The organism is Rhodoferax sp. BAB1, assembly GCF_013334205.1.
Taxonomy (GTDB): Bacteria; Pseudomonadota; Gammaproteobacteria; order Burkholderiales; family Burkholderiaceae_C; genus Hylemonella.
The window spans coordinates 2,363,358-2,380,208 of record NZ_CP054424.1 but is presented as its reverse complement, the minus strand read 5'-3'; the positions used below and the strand labels follow the sequence as shown (position 1 = coordinate 2,380,208).

Sequence of the window (16,851 nt, the reverse complement as noted above, 5' to 3'; positions counted from 1 at the left end):
CACCATGCGCGTCATCGTCACCCGCCCCCGGCGCGAAGCGCAGGACTGGGTGCAGACGCTGCAGCAGGCCGGCCATGAGGCGCTGGCCCTGCCGCTCATCGGCATCGCCCCGGCGCCCGATACGGCCGCGCTGCAGCGGGCCTGGCGCCAGCTCGACGGCTACCTCGGCCTGATGTTCGTCAGCGCCAATGCGGTCGATGGTTTCTTCGCGGCCCGCCCGGCCGATGTGCCGCTTCCGGCCCAGACTTGGGCCACCGGGCCCGGCACGGTGGGCGCGCTGCGGCGTGCCGGGGTGCCGGCGCAGCACATCACCGCCCCACCGGCCGATGCCGCGCAGTTCGACTCCGAGGCCTTGTGGGCCCTGGTCGCCGGCCGCATCGTCCCCGGTGCGCGTGTGCTGATCGTGCGCGGCGCCGATGCCAGCGCCGGCGCCAGCACCGAGGGCGCCGGGCGCGACTGGTTCGCACGCCAGGTCGCTGCCGCCGGTGGCTCGGTGGATTTCGTCGCCAGCTACCAGCGCCAGCGCCCGGTGCTGGATGCTGCCCAGTTGGCGCTGGCCCGGGCCGCCGCGCAGGACGGCTCGGTCTGGCTGTTCAGCAGCAGCGAGGCCGTGTTGAACCTGCAGGCCAGCCTGCCGCAGCAGGACTGGGGCGCCGCGCGCGCCGTGGCCACGCATGCGCGCATCGCGCAGGCGGCACGTGCGGCCGGCTTTGCCCTGGTGCGCGAGTCACGCCCTGCGCTGGCCGATGTCCGGGCCTCGATAGAATCGATGCAATGACCACGCCCGAGCCCCTGGAATCCCCCAACGCCGGCAGCGCAGAGCCTGTTGCTGCAGCGCCTGCCGCACCCGCAGCGGTCGACCGCCCGCCGGTCGCAGCAGCGCTGCCCCCGGTGTCGCGCCGCCTGGTGCTGGCCCTGGGGACGGTCGCCGTGCTGGCCCTGCTGCTCACCGCCCTGTTGTGGGAGCGCCTGTCCACCTTGCAGGATCAACTGGCGCGCCAGACGGCCGAAGCCGGCGCCAACGCGGCCGAGGCGCGCACGCTGGTGCGCGAGACCCAGCAGCGCGAGCGCGAGCTGGCCGCGCGCCAGGCCGTGCTGGAGGCACGCCTGGGCGAGGTGGCGCTGCAGCGCAGCCAGCTCGAGGAGCTGATGCAGAGCCTGTCGCGTTCGCGTGACGAGAACCTGGTGGTGGACATCGAGTCCGCCATCCGCCTGGCCCAGCAGCAGTCCCAGCTGACTGGCAGCGTGGAGCCCCTGCTGGCGGCGCTGCGCACGGCCGAGCAGCGGGTGCAGCGGGTGCCCCAGGCCCGGCTGGCGCCCCTGCAGCGCGCACTGGCGCGCGACACGGCGCGCATCAAGGCCACCCCGCTGGCCGACACCCCGACCTTGCTGGCGCGCCTGGATGAACTGGTGCGCCTGGCCGACGAATTGCCCCTGGCCAATGCCGTGGGGGCGCGCGCCCCCGCCGCCGCGCTGGCGACCCAGGCCGTGAGTGAGACCGGTCTGCGCGACTGGTGGCAGCGTAGCCTGAAGGCGGTGCAGGACGAACTGCGTGGCCTGGTGCGCGTCAGCCGCATCGACCACCCGGACGCCGTGCTGCTGAGCCCCGAGCAGTCCTTCTTCGTGCGCGAGAACCTCAAGCTGCTGCTGCTCAACGCCCGCCTGGGCCTGCTGGCACGCCAGCCCGATGCGGCCCGGGCCGACCTGCTCAAGGCCGGCGCGGCCCTGGAGAAGTATTTCGATGCCGATGCGCGTCGCATGCGCGCGGCCCTGGCGCTGCTGCAGCAGACCCGCGAGCAGATGAAGACGCTGGAGTTGCCGCGCGTGGACGAGACGCTGGCGGCCCTGGCCACGGCGGCGGCCGGCCGCTGAGCGTTGCAGGCGAACCCCCATGCGCAACGTGCTCTGGTTTCTCGCCCTCTTCGCCCTGGCGGCGGGGGTGGCCCTGTTTGCCGGCAACAACCAGGGCACGGTCACGCTGTTCTGGCCGCCGCACCGCATCGACCTCTCCCTCAACCTGGTGCTGCTGCTGTTGATGGCAGCCTTCGTGCTGCTGTACGCCGCCCTGCGGGGCCTGGCCGTGCTGCTGGCGTTGCCGGACGAGGCGCGGCGCTGGCGCATGCGCCATCAGGAGCGGGTGCTGCAGCAGGGCCTGCTCGATGCCCTGTCGCACCTGACGGCCGGGCGCTACATCCGGGCCCGCAAGGCGGCTGAACACGTGCTGGCCCAGACCGAGGCGCTGACGAATGCCGAGCAGGGCCTGCCCTACGGGGGCCGGCTGGCCGCCATGGCGCACCTGCTCGCGGCGGAATGCAGCCATGCCCTGCAAGACCGCAGTGCGCGCGATGAACATGCCCGCCAGGCGCTGGTCCTGACCCAGTCCCGGCGGCGCGACGAACTGGAAATCCGCGAAGGGGTGCAGTTGCGCGTGGCCCGCTGGGCCTTTGATGACCGCGACGTGCAGGCCGCCCTGCAGCGGCTCGATGAACTGCCCCAGGGCGTGGCGCGCCGCACCCTGGCCCTGCGCCTGCGCCTGCGGGTCACACGCCTGGCCGGGCAGTCCCGGGCGGCGCTGGAGACCGCACGCCTGCTGGGCAAGCACCGTGCCTTTTCGGAAACGGCCAGCCGCAGCATCGTGCGCGGGCTGGCCACCGAATGGTTGCGCAACAGCCACGATCCGGCCCAGCTGCACAAGGCCTGGACCCAGCTCGACGAGACCGAGCGTCGTATGCCCGAAGTGGCCCTGCAGGCCGGGGAACGCATGCTGGCGCTGGGCGGCGATTTTGCGCTGGTGCAGCAGTGGCTGCTGCCGGTGTGGGAGCAACTGGTGCGCCCGTCCTCCACGCTGCCGCAGGAACTGCGCCTGCGCCTGGTGCTCCTGCTCGAACGGGGTTTCAACCAGACCCCGGGCCAGCCCGACGTCGCCTGGCTGGCGCGCATCGAGTCGGCCCAGATGGGCAACCCGCGTGAAGCCCTGCTGCAGTACCTGGCCGGCATCGCCTGCATGCACCTGAGCCTGTGGGGCAAGGCCCAGCAGCTCTTGCGCCAGTCGCTGACCCAGTTGGCCGACGAGACCTTGCGCCGGCGTGCCTGGGCTGCCCTGGCGCGCATGGCCGAGCAGCGCGACGACAGCGCGGGCGCACTGGAAGCCTGGCGCCAGGCCGCCCGGAGCTGATTCCGGGCGATTCGCCCCCCGGGACAAGCAGGGGGTGACGTTTCGCCCTTTCCCGGCTAATATGGTCAGCACTATGGCGACCCTGACAGAACACCTGATCAAGCTGACCGACCACCGTGACCGCGATCTGCTGGAGCTCACGCTGGCCAAGGCCCTGATCGACCTGGTGCCGATCCAGCGCGTGGTGATCTCCCGTGTCAGCGCCGAAGACAACGAGAAACGCTGGCTGGACCTGGTCTCGCTGGATGCGCGCGGCGGCGGCAAGGTGGTGGACCCGCTGCGCATCGATTTCCAGAGCCTGCCCAAGCTGGAGGAGTCCTATGACCGGCTGCGCAGCCTGAACGGGCGCCAGGTCATCGAAGTAGCCTGGGCCGGACCCGACGGCCCGCGCATCTACTACCTGCCGCTGTTTGCCGATTCCCGCGCCGATGCGGAGCAGGGCGTGATCGAGGTCCATACCGCCGGCGTGCTGGAGCCTGTGGACCGCCAGACCATCGAGCAGTTGCACCACATCTATCGCAACATGTACACGCTGCTGGCCTACAGCGACCGTGACGCGCTGACCGGCCTGCTCAACCGCAAGTCCCTGGACGACACCTTCTACAGCGCCCTGCTGGAGGAGATGGACGGCATCCTGGAAGACGCCAGGAACGAGCCGTCCCCCGGCAAGGAACGCCGCCACCGCGTGCCGCCCAACTACTGGCTGGGCACCATCGCCATCGACAATTTCCACCTGCTCAACGACAAGCACGGTCACCTGATCATGGAAGAGGTCACCCTGCTGGTGGCGCGCATCATGAACAGCACCTTCCGCACCCACGACCGGCTCTACCGCTTCGGCGGCGAGCAGTTTGCCGTGCTGTTCCACTGCCCCGAGGAGGCCCTGGCCCTGGGGGCCTTCGAGCGCATGCGCGCCAATGTCGAGAAGTTCAGTTTCCCGCAGGTCGGCCGCATCACCATCAGCGCCGGTTTCACCCGCGTGCTGGCCGACGACTCGCCCAGCCGCGCGCTGGAGCGCACCGAGCAGGCCATCGACTTCGCGCAGAAGAACGGGCGCAACAAGGTCTGCAGCCATCTGGACCTGGTACGGCGGGGGCTGTTTGGGGAAGTGGCGAGAACGGGGTCGGTGGACGTGTTCTGAATCTCCCGGTTCATGATGAGATGCCCGCTTCATGCGGGCTTTTCTTTTTCCGGGTTTTGGTTTGTTCACGCAGCAAGCCGGGTCTCGCCCCGGCGGGCGAGGTACTTTTCTTTGCTTCGCCAAAGCAAAGTACCCAAAAGAAAGGCGAGCCGAAGTCAGGGCCCCTGCGGGGTACCTTGCGCTGCTCGCATCGGGCGGGGTCGGGCTAAACTCGCTGCGCTCAGACAACGCCCGCCCTGATCCGCCCGCTGCTGCGCTGCTCAGCCCTGCCACACGGCATAGGGCTCCGAACAGCCAATACCGATAGCCAACAGCCGAACTCCACAAGGACGCGCCATGGCGCGTCCTTGTTGTTTCTGGTTTTGGTTTTGGTCTCCGGTTCCCCATTGCCGTGAGAGGAGGCGAGTAGCGCAGGCCAGGGCGGAATAAGAAGTGCAGATGTCTGAGCGTAGCGAGTTTCTGCACTTCCCGCACTGGCCGAGCAACGCAGCGTGCCCGCAGCGTAGCGGAGGGACGACGAACCCGGCTCGCCTTTCTTTGCTTACTTTCTTTGGCGAAGCAAAGAAAGTGAGTGCGCTGTCGGGCGCATCACCCGACACCAAACCGGTCGCCGGGGCGAGACCCGGCCTGCCACGCAAGCAACCGCTTATCCAGATGCCAACCCGTCTCGGCGACAATCCTCCCTGTCCCAAACACAGAACACGAAATCCATGGCCGTCCAGTGGTTCCCAGGTCACATGCACCTGACCAAGAAGACCATCGAGGAGCGCATCAAGCACATTGATGTGGTCATCGAGATGGTGGACGCGCGCCTGCCCGGCTCCAGCGCCAACCCCATGCTGGCCTCGCTCACCAGCAAACGGCCCAGCCTCAAGGTCCTGAACAAGCAGGACCTGGCCGACCCGGCGTGCACCGCGCTCTGGCTGGCGCATTACAACGGCCGCGAGGGCACACGCGCCATCGCCCTGGACACCACCGATGGCAACGCCGCCCGGCGCCTGATCGCTCCCTGCCGCGAACTGGCGCCCACCCGCGGCGAGAGCATGGCGCGTCCGCTGCGCGTGATGATCTGCGGCATCCCCAACGTGGGCAAGTCCACGCTGATCAACCGCCTGGTGGGCAAGAGCGCGGCCAAGGCAGCCGATGAGGCCGGCGTCACGCGCAATGAGCAGCGCATCGTGCTGGAAGACGGCTTCTACCTCTTCGACACGCCCGGCATGCTGTGGCCGCGCATCATCGTCGCGCAAAGCGGCTACAACCTGGCCGCCAGTGGCGCCGTGGGGCGTAATGCCTTCGACGACCAGGAGGTGGCGCTGGAGCTGCTGGACTACCTCAAGCCGCATTACCTCGCAGAACTGGCCGCACGTTATGCCCTCAAGGACATCGAGTCGCTGCAGAGCGAGGAATTGCTCGAAGCCATCGGCCGCAACCGCGGTGCCTTGCAAGCCGGCAACAAGGTGAACCTGCAGAAGGCCGCCGAGCTGCTGATCCACGACTTCCGCTCCGGCGCGCTGGGCCGCATCTCGCTGGAGACGCCGCAGGAATATGCACGCTGGCTGGCCGAAGGCAAGCAGCTCGACGCCGAGCGCCAGCTGCGCAAGGAAGAACTCAAGAGTGCCGGCCACATCCGCACCAAGCCCGCGGCCAAGAAAACTGCGCCCCCCAAGGCCATCCCCCGTCCCAGGAAACCCGCCCGATGAAAACCCTGCTGCCCCAGCAACTGCTGGTCCACCCCGATCGCCACGATCCTGCGCCGCTCATCCTCTACCACGCACGCTGCGCCGACGGCTTTGGCGCGGCATTGGCTGCCTGGCTTTACTACGAAGGTCGGGCCGAGTTCCGGCCCTGCGACCATGGCGACGTGAAGACCGTGGACGACCTGCCGGCGCTCGATGGCCGCGCCGTCTACATCCTGGACTTCTCCTTCGCACCCGAGCTCATGCAGGCCATCGAGCAGCGCGCCGCCAAGCTCGTTCTGCTGGACCACCACAAGAGTGCGGCCGAGAAGCTCACGGGGTTTGCCTGCCGCTGCGGTGTGGTGCATTTCGACATGGGCAAGTCCGGCGCGCGCCTGGCCTGGGAGTTCTTCCAGTCCGATCGTGCCTTGCCCGCCCTGGTGCGTTACATCGAGGACCGCGACATCTGGGCCTGGAAGTTTCCCGAGAGCGCGGGTTTCCTGGCCGCACTCGACATGGAGGCCATGGACTTCGAGCGCTGGGCGCAGATCGCCTCCTGGTCCGAAGACGAATTGGCGAGCTTCATGCAACGCGGCCAGGCCATGGACGAGAAGTTCAGCAAGCTGTGCGAAGACATCGCCGCGGGCGCCGAGCCTGTCGTCTTCAACGGCCAGGCCGGGCTCATGGTCAACGCCCCGGGCATGTTCCACAGCCTGGTGGGCGAACTGCTGAGCAAGAAGAGCGGCACCTACGCGCTGATGTGGAGCGCCAGCAAGGGCGGCCTCATCAAGGTGGGCCTGCGTTCGCAGCGCAGCTTCGACTGCATCCCTCTGGCCGAGAGCATGGGCGGTGGCGGCCATGCCCAGGCCTGCGGTTTCCGCATGGGGGCCGAGCGCCTGCCCGAGCTGCTGCGCGGCACGCTTAACGCCTGAACCCTCAAGTTGCCCGCTGGCCTGCCGATAAAGGGTTGAACCACCCGATATCGACCATGGACGGCATCAGCAATCAGATCATCGCCATCGCCAGCCAATTGCAGTCGGCGCGGCTGGCGCAGAACGTGCAGGTCTACGTCTTGCGCCAGGCCATGGACATGCAGCAGAGCAGCATGCAGATCCTCTTGCAACCGACCACGGGCCCACAGCCCCTGGCCACCTCGGGCAGCCTGGGCACGCGGCTCAACGTGCTGGCCTGAAGCCAAGCGACGTTTCTCTTCAGTAGCCTTCTTTGAGCACCACGTCCGAGCAGGGGTGGGCCACGCAGGGCAGCACATACCCCTCTTCCTTCTCTTCCTGGCTCAGGCCCGGCCATTCGATGTCGTAGCGCACCGTGCCGCTGAGCAGCTGGCCGATGCAGGTGCGGCAGTTGCCATTGCGGCAGGAGCTGGGCCAGTCCACACCGCCTTCTTCCATGGAGCGCAGCAGAGGGCGATCGGCCCAGGCGTCGAATGGCTGGTCGAAGGCTTCGGTGCGGCCGGTGTAGAAGAGGGGGGTGTCGTTCGGGTTCATGTTCGAGGGAGGGTGGTGCCTCCATTCTAGGCAGGACCGGATAAGCCCATTGCGTCACGGGGCAAGCCCTGTTTGCTATTAAAAACAGAGCGTTTGCGTCAGGTCATGGACGCCGCCGGGCTGTCGTGTCAGCATCACGTGACCGCACCGTAGGAGCTTATCCATGGACCGCCGCCGCATCCTCATCCTCCAGGGCCACCCCGACGCCTCGGCCCCGCATCTCTGCCACACCCTGGCTGCTGCCTATGCCGAAGGCGCGCGCCAGGCCGGCCACGAGGTGCACATCGTGGAGATCGCCAGACTCGACTTTCCCCTGCTGCGCAGCCAGCAGGAGTGGGAGCATGCGGCGTTGCCCGCTGGCCTGCAGGCCGCGCAGGACGAGATCGCCTGGGCCCAGCACCTGCTTATCGTGTTCCCGCTCTGGCTGGGCGACATGCCGGCCCTGCTCAAGGGTTTCCTGGAGCAGGTGGCGCGCCCGGGTTTTGCCTTCAAGGGCGATGCGGCCGAGCGCGCCAGCAACCCCTTCATCTTCAAGGGCCTCAAGGGCCGCAGCGCGCGCATCGTCGTCACCATGGGCATGCCGGCCCTGATCTACCGCTGGGTGTTCCGGGCTCGTGGCGTGGGTCTGCTCAAGCGCAACATCCTGGGCTTCGTCGGTATCTCGCCGGTGCGCGATACGCTGATCGGCATGGTGGACCGGCTGGGTGAGGCCGGCGTGCGCAAGTGGCAGGACAGGCTGCGCACGCTGGGGGCGCGGGCCGTTTGAGCGGATCAGACCGCTTCGGTGGTCAGGGCGCCAGCGTCACGTGCCACCAGCTGCCGTCGGCCAGCCGCAGGCAGCCTGCGCCGTCCAGCGGCGTGAAACGCTCGGCGCGCGCGGGCAGCGCCAGGGGGCGGGCCAGTTCGGTCCATTGCCCCGGGGCATCCCAGCGCAGGGCCTGCAGCATCTGCAACTGCATGTCGGGGATCAGGATCGCCGGTCGCTGGCCCGGCTGCGTCACGACCACCGCCAGTTGCTGCTCCAGTTCGCCCATGCGGTGGTTGGAGACCTCGGTGGCGCGTGCATAGGGTTCGAGGCGTGGCGGGCGATAGTGGTGCAGGGTGAGCACGCCGCCGATGTGGGGGGTGGTCACGCTGGCCAGGTCGAGGCGGCCGTCGCCGTCGAAATCGGCCACACCGACCGGATTGAGCCAGCGGAAGGTCGAACCCGCATGGGGGCCGCGGGCCAGTTCCACCAGCGTGCCATCGCGCAGGCCGAACACCACCAGCGCCGCGCCGCGCAGGGCGTCGGCCTCCACCAGGATGATCTCGTCACGCCCGTCGCCGTCCAGGTCGGCCAGCCGCGGCACGCGGTCCTCGAACACCCGCTGCAGCGGCAACGTGTAGGTCAACAACTGCGCGTGGGCCGTGGCCGGCAGCACCTGCAGGCTGGCGGCATGCAGCGTCGAGCCCAGGGCCGCATGCGGGTAGCGCGCCGTGGGCGAGCCCAGCCAGGCCCAGGCGATGTCGCGTGCTCCTAAGGCAGCCTGGCTTTGCGGCAGTCGTTGCTGCGCGGCCGGCGGCAGCGGGGCCTGCGCCACGGCCATGACGCCACAGGCCGGGCTGGCCGGCGTCAGTGTCAGCGTGCTGGCCTGCAGGCCCACAGGCAGCAGTGCGCACAGCAGGGTCAGTCGTAGGGCAAGGGGGTAGGGCAGCATCGAGAAGATCCGTATGAACAGACTCTAGTCTGTCTGCCGCGCGGATTTCTTACAGATCCGGCGTCTGGAAGTGCGCCGACACCAGTTCGCGCAGCGCTTGCGCGGCATAGCGGCTCAGGCGCGTGGCCGGCCGGGCCGTGGGCACAGCCAGCACCAGCTGGTTGCGCATGGCCGGGCTGTGGATGGCGGCCACCTGCAGGGCCTGCGGGTAGGTCCAGGCCTTGGTCGCGCCCAGCGGCAGCACGGTGTCGCCCACACCACGTGCCACCAGCGAGAGCACCGTCTGCACCGAATCCACTTCGGCCACCAGTTTCAAGGGCAGGCCGCGCGGGCGCGTGTGCTGCTCCAGCAGCTGGCGCAGGGCATTGGGGCCGCTGGGCATGACCAGGGGGCGCTGGGCCACGTCGGCCAGCCGCATGCGCTTGGGCAGGGGCTGCACGCTGATGAGCACCAGCGGTTCGCGCAGCAGGGTCTCCTGCTGCATCTGGGGTGAGGGCGGTGGATCGAAGACCAGGGCCACGTCGATGCGCCCGGCCACCAGCCATTCACGCAGGCGGATGCTCAGTCCTTCCACCACGGTCATGGTGGCTTCGGGGAACTGCGCGTGGAAGCGTTCGACCAGGTCGGCCGTCAGCACGTGGGCCAGGCGCGGCGGCAGGCCCACGGTCAGGCGGCCGCGCGGGCTGGCCTGGCGCTCGCGCATGTCCACTCGGGCGCGCTCGGCCAGGTCGAAGATGCCGCGCGCATGCGCCAGCAAGGCCGTGCCGGATTCGGTGGCCTGCGCGCCGCGGCCGGTGCGCTCGAACAGGCGCTGTCCCAGTTCTTCCTCCAGCAGCAGCACCTGCCGGCTCAGCGCCGGCTGCGACATGTGCAGGGCGGCGGCGGCGCGGCTGAAGCTGCCGGCCTCTGCCACAGCCACGAAATACTGCAGGCGGGTCAGGTCCATGACATGCATTCTACGGATAGCTGATATTGACCAATAGTTGAACTGAAAGCGGCGGTGCCGCACCACAATCAGCGACATGCCCAATCTCCAGACGCTCGTCCAGACCTACCAGACCCAGCCCTCCCGGCCCACCTTGCAGCTGCCTCCCGGCGCTTGCGATGCCCACGTGCACGTGTTCGGCCCAGCCAGCCGTTTTCCCTATGCGCCCGGGCGCAACTTCACGCCGGTGGATGCGCCCAAGGAAACGTTGTTTGCCCTGCACGAGCAGCTGGGCGTCAGCCGCTGCGTGATCGTGCAGTCGGCCGTGCACGGTTTCGACAACCGCGTGGTCGAGGACGCGATCCAGGCCGGGCAGGGGCGCTACCTCGGTGTGGCCCTGGTGCCCGTCAACGTGGCCGACAGCGAACTGCAGCGCCTGGCCGGCGTGGGTTTTCGCGGCGTGCGCTTCAACTTCATGAAGCACCTGAGCGCTGCAGCCAGCGTGGACGAGGTCGTGGCGCTCACGCCGCGACTGAAGGCTGCCGGCCTGCACCTGCAGGTGCATTTCGAGAGCAGCCTGGTGCACGGCCTGGGGCCGGTGCTGGCGCGCAGCGCCGTGCCCGTGGTGATCGACCACATGGGCCGGGTCGACGCCACGCTCGGGGCGGGCCATGCCGACTTCGCAGCCCTGCACGCCTTGCTTGCGAACCCGTTGTTCCATGTGAAGCTCAGCGGCATCGACCGCATCGATTCAAAGCCTACCGCGGCGCCGGCCTATGAGCAGGGCGTGGCCCTGGCCCGCCTGCTGCTGGAGAGCTACCCGGATCGCTGCCTCTGGGGCACGGACTGGCCACACCCCAACCACACCCATGTGCCCGACGACGGCGCCCTGGTGGACGCGCTGGCACGCATCGCCCCCGAAGCCGCGCAACGCGAGCTCCTGCTCGTGCGCAACCCGCAGGCCTTTTACCGCTTCGAGCACTGAATCCATGAACAAGACTTCCACTTCCCCCAGCGGCCGCCTCGCCGGCAAGGTCGCCTTCGTCACCGGTGCCGGCTCGGTCGGCCCCGGCTGGGGCAATGGCCGCGCCATCGCCGTGCGCTTCGCCGAAGAGGGCGCGTGTGTTTTCGGCCTGGACCGTGACCTCGAACGCATGGCCGAGACCGAGCGCCTGGTCACCGCCGCCGGCGGGCGCTTCATCGGTCTCGGCTGCGACGTCACGCAAAGCGCGGCCATCGCCGAGGCCGTGACGCGCTGCATGAGCGAGTTCGGCCGCATCGACGTGTTGGTCAACAACGTGGGCGGCTCGGCCAAGGGCGGCCCGGTGGAAATGAGCGAGGAGGTCTGGGATGCGCAGATCGACCACAACCTCAAAAGCGTCTTCCTGAGCTGCAAGCACGTCATCCCGCACATGCTGGCGCAGGGGGCGGGCGCCATCGTCAACATCTCCTCCACCTCGGGCCTGCGCTGGACCGGTGCCGCACAGATCGCCTACGCGGCCACCAAGGCCGGTGTGATCCAGTTTTCGCGCGTGCTGGCCGTGCAGTACGCCAAGCAGGGCCTGCGCGTGAACACCGTGGTGCCCGGCCAGCTGCACACGCCTATGGTCGAGGTGCGGCTGGCCGGCCAGCGCGCGGGTGGCGACGTCGAGGCCCTGCTGCAGCAGCGCCAGTCGCGCATCCCGCTGCCCTTCATGGGCGACGGGCGCGACACGGCCAACGCCGCGCTTTTCCTGGTCTGTGATGAATCGCGTTTTGTCACCGGCACCGAAATCGTGGTCGACGGCGGCATGTCCGTGCGCTGCGACTGAGCCCCAGAGTTTCACTACAAGGAGACCGCCATGAAATCCCATCACCTCGTCCGTCGCGCCGGCCTGCTGGCCCTGGCCTGCGCCCCTCTGCTTTTTGCGGGGGCGGCGCTGGCCCAGCAGGCCAAGGTCACCCGCATCATCGTCGCCTTCCCGCCCGGCGGCCCGGTGGACTTCGTGGCCCGCACCCTGGGTGAACAGCTGGGCAAGGAACTGGGCCACCAGGTCATCGTCGAGAACAAGGCCGGCGCCAATGGCGCCATCGCCGCGGAGTACGTCGCGCGCTCGGCCCCCGACGGCCAGACCCTGTGGCTGACCAGCGTGGGGGCGGTCGCCATCAACCCCGCGCTCTACGACAAACTCTCCTACGACCCGCAGCGTGACCTGACGCCGGTGTCCGGGGTGGTCAACAACGTCGAGGTGCTGGTGGTCGCTGCCAACGCGCCCTACAACAGCGGCGCCGAATTCGTCGCCGCCAGCCGCCAGAACCCGGGCAAGCCCCTGAGCATGGCCTCCTCCGGCACCGGCAGCGTGCCGCACCTGGCCATGGAGCTGCTCAACGACGCCGCGAAGATCAACCTCATGCACATCCCCTACAAGGGCGCCGCACCGGCCATCAACGACGTCATCGCCGGCCACGTGCACGGCTTCTTCGGCGACATCCCCGGCCTCATCGGCCACATCAAGGGCGGCCGCCTCAAGGCCATCGGCCTGGCGGCGACCAAGCGCCATCCGTTGCTGCCCGAGGTCAAGACCTTCGAGGAGATGGGCGTGAGCGGCGTGGACTCCGACAACTGGTACGCTCTGTTCGCCGCCAAGGGCACACCCGCGGCCGAGATCGATCGCGTGAACCAGGCGGTGCGCCGCACCCTGGGGCACGAGGCCGTCAAGTCCAGGCTGCAGGCTTCCGGCGCCGAAGTCGCGCCGTCCACACCGGCCCAGCTGGCCACACTGCTGAAGAACGACACCGCCAAGTGGACCCGCGTGGTCAAGGCCAAGAACATCAAACCCGACTGAGATTTCACCGACCCATGCGCATCGCTCCCGTCATCCCCAGCACCCGGCCCGAACTCGCCGCCCAGGAGGCGCAGATCCAGGCCGAGCGCGGCCGCATCTCGCCGCTGTACCAAGTGCTGCTCAACAGCCCGCCCATCGCCCACGGCTGGGAGCAGATGCTCTCGGCCGTGCGCAACCGCAACAGCCTGCCCGCCGCCCTGCGCGAGCTCGTCATCCTGCGCGTGGCCGTGCTGAATCGCGCGCCCTACGAGTTCGACGCCCATGTGCCGCACGCGCTGAATGCCGGTGTTTCGCAGGTGGTCATCGATGGCCTGCGCGCCGTGCCGCTGGCGGCCGACCTGCCCCTGTCGCCGGCCGAGCGTGTGGCGCTGCGCCTGACCGACGCCATGACACGCGACATCGATGTGCCGCAGGCGCTGTACGACGAGGTGAAGCAGCACTTCGATGCCCAGGGCCAGATCGACCTGGTGGCCACGGCCGCGGCCTACAACATGGTGTCGCGTTTCCTGGTGGCGCTGCAGATCGGACATTGAACATGGCCTCCAAGCCGACCGACTGCCTGCTGCTGCAGTTCACGCTGGCGCCGGCGCCCACGGAGCGTCTGGCCGCAGCCGCGGCCCAGTTGTGCGCCGACAGCGGGCTGCACCTGCAGCGCCTGGCCTGTGCGCCGGACGGGACCACCTATCTCTACGCGCGCCTGCCGCAGCGCACCCAGCTCGGCGTAGAAGCCCTGCCGCCCCTGGCCGCTGCGCTGGAGAGGCGCATCCCGGCGGCGCGCGACATCCGCGTCGCGCGCCTGCAGCAGGTTTTCACCGCGCCGGGCCATGCCGACGGGGAACTCCCGGTTTTCCACTACGTGGTCGAGACGGACCCGGAAGCGGGTTGGCAGGCCGAGCTGGAGCGCTGGTACGACCAGGAGCACATGCCCGGCCTGGCCGCCGTGCCGGGCTGCATCCTGGCCCAGCGTTATTACAACCACGACCAGGGCCCGCTCTCGCTGGCCTGTTATGACCTGGTGTCCGAGCAGGTGCTGGGCTCGCCGCCCTGGCTGGCCGTGCGCGGCACGGCCTGGAGCGATATCGTGCGCCCGCACTTCACCAACACCCGGCGCACCATGTTCCGCGCGCTGGGCTGATCGAAGGATTTTCCTCAGCGCGCCCGGCGCAGGCAGTCCATGCGGGCGTCCAGGATGCGGGTCTCCGCCTCGCGGTAGGCACGCTGCTGCTCGAAGCTGGGTCTGGGCGGCAGCTTGATCTGATCGAGTTCCCGCTGCGCCGTATCCGTGCACTGCTGTGCGCGGGCTGTGGCGGCCTGCGCGGCCGGGCTGCCAGGCCTGGGCCGGCTGGCTTCCTCGCAGGCGCGAGCCTTTGCTCCTGCGGCTTCCAGCGCGGCATGGATGGGCGCCATGAACTGCCGTTGCGTCTCTTGATCGCTGCCCGGCGCCGGGGCGCGGGCCATGGCCTCGCGCTGGATGCGTGCCGATTCGGCCTCGAACTCGGCGATGCAGCGCGGGTTCTCGGCCCGGGCGGTGGTCGCCAGCAGCAGGCTGCAGATAAGGGCAAGGGCGTACTTCATCGCAGATCGCTCCCAGGAGGGTGATAGGGAAAGATTGTGCGTCATGGCGACACCTCCCACGTTCAGGGGATGACGGCCCAGGCTTGAGCGGCTAAGCTCGCGCGAACTCGAAACAGGGAGACGCCATGAAACGACTCGGTCCGGTCCTGCAATTCCTCGGCTGCGATGCAGGCCAGTGGCGCGTGAGTGCCCTGTGGGTGCAGGACAGCGCCGACGCGGCGCCCGCGCTCACCGCCGGCGGGCGGCCGGTGCAGCTGAGCCAGGCCCCGGTGCCGGGCAGCGCCTGCACGGCCTGGCGCTTCGAATTCGCCGTAGTCCAGACCGCGGCAGAGCAGGACGTGGCCTACAGCATCGGCGGCGAGCAGCACGGTTTCTGCGTGCCGGCGCGCGACACCCCGCCGGCCCTGGCCTACGCTTCGTGCAACGGCTTTTCCGATCCGACCCTCATGAAAAAGGTCCCGCAGCCCAACGCCCTGTGGGCCCGCCTGGGCCGCCTGCACGCGGGCGAGGACCGCGTGGACAGCCAGCGCTACGGCCCCCTGCACCTGCTGCTGCTCGGCGGCGACCAGGTCTACAGCGATGCGATGTGGGTCCTCATCCCCGAACTCAAGGCCTGGAGCGCCTTGCCCTGGGACAAGCGGCTCAAGGCCGGCTTCAACGCCACCCTGCGCCGCAAGGTCGAAGCCTATTTCAGCCAGCTCTACCTGGAACGCTGGTCCCAGCCCGAGGTGGCCACCATGCTGGCCCGCCTGCCCACGGTGATGATGTGGGACGACCACGACATCCTGGACGGCTGGGGTTCCTACCCGCAGGCGCAGCACGCTTGCCCGGTCTACCAGGGCATCTTCGAGGTGGCGCGCAGTGCCTTTGCCCTGTTCCAGCGCCAGGCCATCGGCGGCTTGCCCCCGGCCACCCTGCCGGGGCAGGACCACCACAACAGCGCCTGGCGCATCGGCGGGCTGGGCTTGCTGGTGCTGGACATGCGCAGCGAGCGTCGCCCCAGTTCGGGCGACCCGCAAGGCGGGGTGTTGCAGCCCGAGCAGGTGCTCAGCCCGAAGAGCTGGGACGCCGTCTACCGCTGGCTGGCCGCCCAGGAGGCCGCGGGCGGTTTGAAACACCTCTTCGTCATGAGCAGCATCCCCGTGGTGCATCCCAACCTGGAGTTGATCGAGACGGTGCTGGGCGTATTGCCCGGTCAGCAGGAGATGGAGGACGACCTGCGCGACCACTGGAGCAGCCGGCCGCACCGGGCCGAGCGCCTGCGCCTCATCCATCGCCTGCTGCAGGCTGCCGCCGCAGGCGTGCGTGTCACCATCCTTTCCGGCGACGTGCATGTGGCCGCGCTGGGGGTCATCGAGTCCACACGCGAAGACGGCAGCGCTGGCCACGCGCGTGTCATCAATCAGCTCACCAGCAGCGCCATCGTGCACCCGACCTCGACGGCGACCGAGGTGTTCGTGCTGGAGCATGTGGCCCGGCACGCCGAGCAGATCGATCGCGGCATCAGCACCCGCATGCTGGAGTTTCCCGGCACCCGCCGCTGCATCATGGCCGGCCGCAACTTCCTCACCCTGCAGCCGGACGCGCCCGGTGGCGGCGGCCGTTACTGGGCCAACTGGTGGGTCGAGGGCGAGCCCCACCCCTACACCAAGGTGGTCCACGCCATCAGTGCACCGGCCTGAGACCCCTTGCGCCCGTAGTAGAGTGGCGGGCGTCAGACATGGACAGATCAAAAAACAGGGGCCACAGGCCCTGCAGTTGGTGGGAGGCCAACACACATGCTGAAGGAATTCGGTTTTCTGCTGAAGAACACGCTGGCGGTGCTGGTCATCCTCGGGGTCCTGGTGTTCCTGCTCAACTACCCGCGGCTGCATGTGTACCAGCAGTACCTGCGCGAGGCGGCCCCCGAGACCAGCATGCGTTACGAGCTGCTGTCCGCCGACATGGACGAAGCCGCCGTGCGCCAGCACTTCGCCGGCGTGCCGCTGAACTGCATCTCCGAATCGCGCGAGGCCAACGGCCTGGGTGAGCGTGTCTGTTATGCGGCCTTGAGCCGGGCCGACGACAATCCGGCCCTGGGCCTGGCGATGTTTTTCAACAAGGGGCGGCTGGTCACGGCCATCGTGCAGGTGCCCTGGTGGCGTCACGTGGGGCAGCGCATGCGCCTGGTGGCGCGTTACGGCGAACCCCGCATCCGCGACGACAAGCTGCACTGGCGACTGCCCAATGGCCTGCTCGTCGCCAACCAGAGCCGCTCCCTCAACCCGCTGCAGTGGAGCGTGGTGATGTGGCTGCCGCCCAACGCCCGGCAGCGCTGAGGCGCGGCCCGCCC

At 68.9% G+C, this 16,851-nt stretch carries 19 protein-coding genes; 15 read left to right on the top strand and 4 right to left on the bottom strand.

From position 1 onward, the window contains the following. Positions 1-4: 4 nt before the first annotated feature. The 7 genes from HTY51_RS11365 to HTY51_RS11335 all read left to right on the top strand — a co-directional run bounded on the left by HTY51_RS11365 (position 5) and on the right by HTY51_RS11335 (position 7,184). Positions 5-778 carry a uroporphyrinogen-III synthase gene (locus HTY51_RS11365; RefSeq protein WP_174252848.1) on the top strand — a complete coding sequence of 258 codons (774 nt, stop codon included), beginning with the start codon at positions 5-7 and terminating at the stop codon, positions 776-778. Continuing rightward, positions 775-1,872 (top strand): uroporphyrinogen-III C-methyltransferase, encoded by a 1,098-nt coding sequence (locus tag HTY51_RS11360; protein WP_174252847.1) that lies wholly within the window; start codon positions 775-777, stop codon positions 1,870-1,872. The genes HTY51_RS11365 and HTY51_RS11360 overlap by 4 nt, the downstream gene beginning before the upstream one ends. Before the next feature lie 19 nt (positions 1,873-1,891). After that, complete coding sequence (locus HTY51_RS11355; RefSeq protein ID WP_174252846.1) at positions 1,892-3,175, top strand: heme biosynthesis HemY N-terminal domain-containing protein; 1,284 nt, start codon at positions 1,892-1,894, stop codon at positions 3,173-3,175. 73 nt (positions 3,176-3,248) lie between these two features. After that, entirely contained in the window at positions 3,249-4,316 is a 1,068-nt protein-coding gene (locus HTY51_RS11350; RefSeq protein ID WP_174252845.1) for a GGDEF domain-containing protein, read from the top strand. A gap of 710 nt (positions 4,317-5,026) precedes the next feature. After that, a complete protein-coding gene (gene ylqF, locus HTY51_RS11345; RefSeq protein ID WP_174252844.1) occupies positions 5,027-6,016 on the top strand; it encodes a ribosome biogenesis GTPase YlqF in 990 nt (329 codons plus the stop codon). After that, a complete protein-coding gene (locus tag HTY51_RS11340) occupies positions 6,013-6,924 on the top strand; it encodes a DHH family phosphoesterase (RefSeq protein ID WP_174252843.1) in 912 nt (303 codons plus the stop codon). The genes ylqF and HTY51_RS11340 overlap by 4 nt, the downstream gene beginning before the upstream one ends. Before the next feature lie 56 nt (positions 6,925-6,980). After that, positions 6,981-7,184, top strand: a complete 204-nt coding sequence (locus HTY51_RS11335) for a putative motility protein (protein ID WP_174252842.1) — start codon at positions 6,981-6,983, stop codon at positions 7,182-7,184. 19 nt (positions 7,185-7,203) lie between these two features. Here HTY51_RS11335 and HTY51_RS11330 read toward each other — a convergent pair whose 3' ends face one another. After that, positions 7,204-7,497, bottom strand: a complete 294-nt coding sequence (locus HTY51_RS11330; protein ID WP_174252841.1) for a 2Fe-2S iron-sulfur cluster-binding protein — start codon at positions 7,495-7,497, stop codon at positions 7,204-7,206. Between the two features lie 163 nt (positions 7,498-7,660). On the opposite strand from HTY51_RS11330, the gene HTY51_RS11325 reads away from it, so the two are divergent. Continuing rightward, positions 7,661-8,263 (top strand): NAD(P)H-dependent oxidoreductase, encoded by a 603-nt coding sequence (locus HTY51_RS11325; RefSeq protein WP_174252840.1) that lies wholly within the window; start codon positions 7,661-7,663, stop codon positions 8,261-8,263. A gap of 22 nt (positions 8,264-8,285) precedes the next feature. Here HTY51_RS11325 and HTY51_RS11320 read toward each other — a convergent pair whose 3' ends face one another. Next, positions 8,286-9,194 carry a VCBS repeat-containing protein gene (locus HTY51_RS11320; RefSeq protein WP_174252839.1) on the bottom strand — a complete coding sequence of 303 codons (909 nt, stop codon included), beginning with the start codon at positions 9,192-9,194 and terminating at the stop codon, positions 8,286-8,288. Positions 9,195-9,243: 49 nt separating this feature from the next. Continuing rightward, positions 9,244-10,140 (bottom strand): LysR family transcriptional regulator, encoded by an 897-nt coding sequence (locus HTY51_RS11315; RefSeq protein WP_174252838.1) that lies wholly within the window; start codon positions 10,138-10,140, stop codon positions 9,244-9,246. 76 nt (positions 10,141-10,216) lie between these two features. Between HTY51_RS11315 and HTY51_RS11310 the strand changes: the two genes are divergently transcribed. Genes HTY51_RS11310 through HTY51_RS11290 form a run of 5 tightly spaced genes read left to right on the top strand, consistent with a single transcriptional unit; the run spans position 10,217 to position 14,079 of the window. Continuing rightward, on the top strand, positions 10,217-11,104 hold the full coding sequence (locus tag HTY51_RS11310; protein WP_174252837.1) for an amidohydrolase: 888 nt from the start codon (positions 10,217-10,219) through the stop codon (positions 11,102-11,104). A gap of 4 nt (positions 11,105-11,108) precedes the next feature. Further along, the gene (locus HTY51_RS11305; protein WP_174252836.1) at positions 11,109-11,930 is read left to right on the top strand and encodes an SDR family NAD(P)-dependent oxidoreductase; all 822 of its coding nucleotides are present in this window, start codon (positions 11,109-11,111) and stop codon (positions 11,928-11,930) included. Positions 11,931-11,960: 30 nt separating this feature from the next. Then, positions 11,961-12,944 carry a tripartite tricarboxylate transporter substrate binding protein gene (locus tag HTY51_RS11300; RefSeq protein ID WP_174252835.1) on the top strand — a complete coding sequence of 328 codons (984 nt, stop codon included), beginning with the start codon at positions 11,961-11,963 and terminating at the stop codon, positions 12,942-12,944. Positions 12,945-12,958: 14 nt separating this feature from the next. Continuing rightward, positions 12,959-13,477, top strand: a complete 519-nt coding sequence (locus tag HTY51_RS11295; RefSeq protein ID WP_174252834.1) for a carboxymuconolactone decarboxylase family protein — start codon at positions 12,959-12,961, stop codon at positions 13,475-13,477. Between the two features lie 2 nt (positions 13,478-13,479). Beyond that, positions 13,480-14,079, top strand: a complete 600-nt coding sequence (locus tag HTY51_RS11290) for a hypothetical protein (RefSeq protein ID WP_174252833.1) — start codon at positions 13,480-13,482, stop codon at positions 14,077-14,079. 14 nt (positions 14,080-14,093) lie between these two features. On the opposite strand, the gene HTY51_RS11285 is transcribed toward HTY51_RS11290, so the two are convergent. Then, on the bottom strand, positions 14,094-14,519 hold the full coding sequence (locus HTY51_RS11285; RefSeq protein ID WP_174252832.1) for a hypothetical protein: 426 nt from the start codon (positions 14,517-14,519) through the stop codon (positions 14,094-14,096). Between the two features lie 125 nt (positions 14,520-14,644). On the opposite strand from HTY51_RS11285, the gene HTY51_RS11280 reads away from it, so the two are divergent. Both HTY51_RS11280 and HTY51_RS11275 read left to right on the top strand, forming a co-directional pair. After that, a complete protein-coding gene (locus HTY51_RS11280; protein ID WP_174252831.1) occupies positions 14,645-16,201 on the top strand; it encodes an alkaline phosphatase D family protein in 1,557 nt (518 codons plus the stop codon). A gap of 96 nt (positions 16,202-16,297) precedes the next feature. After that, positions 16,298-16,837: a hypothetical protein gene (locus HTY51_RS11275; RefSeq protein ID WP_174252830.1), complete on the top strand. Its 540-nt coding sequence runs from the start codon at positions 16,298-16,300 to the stop codon at positions 16,835-16,837. Positions 16,838-16,851: the final 14 nt, after the last annotated feature.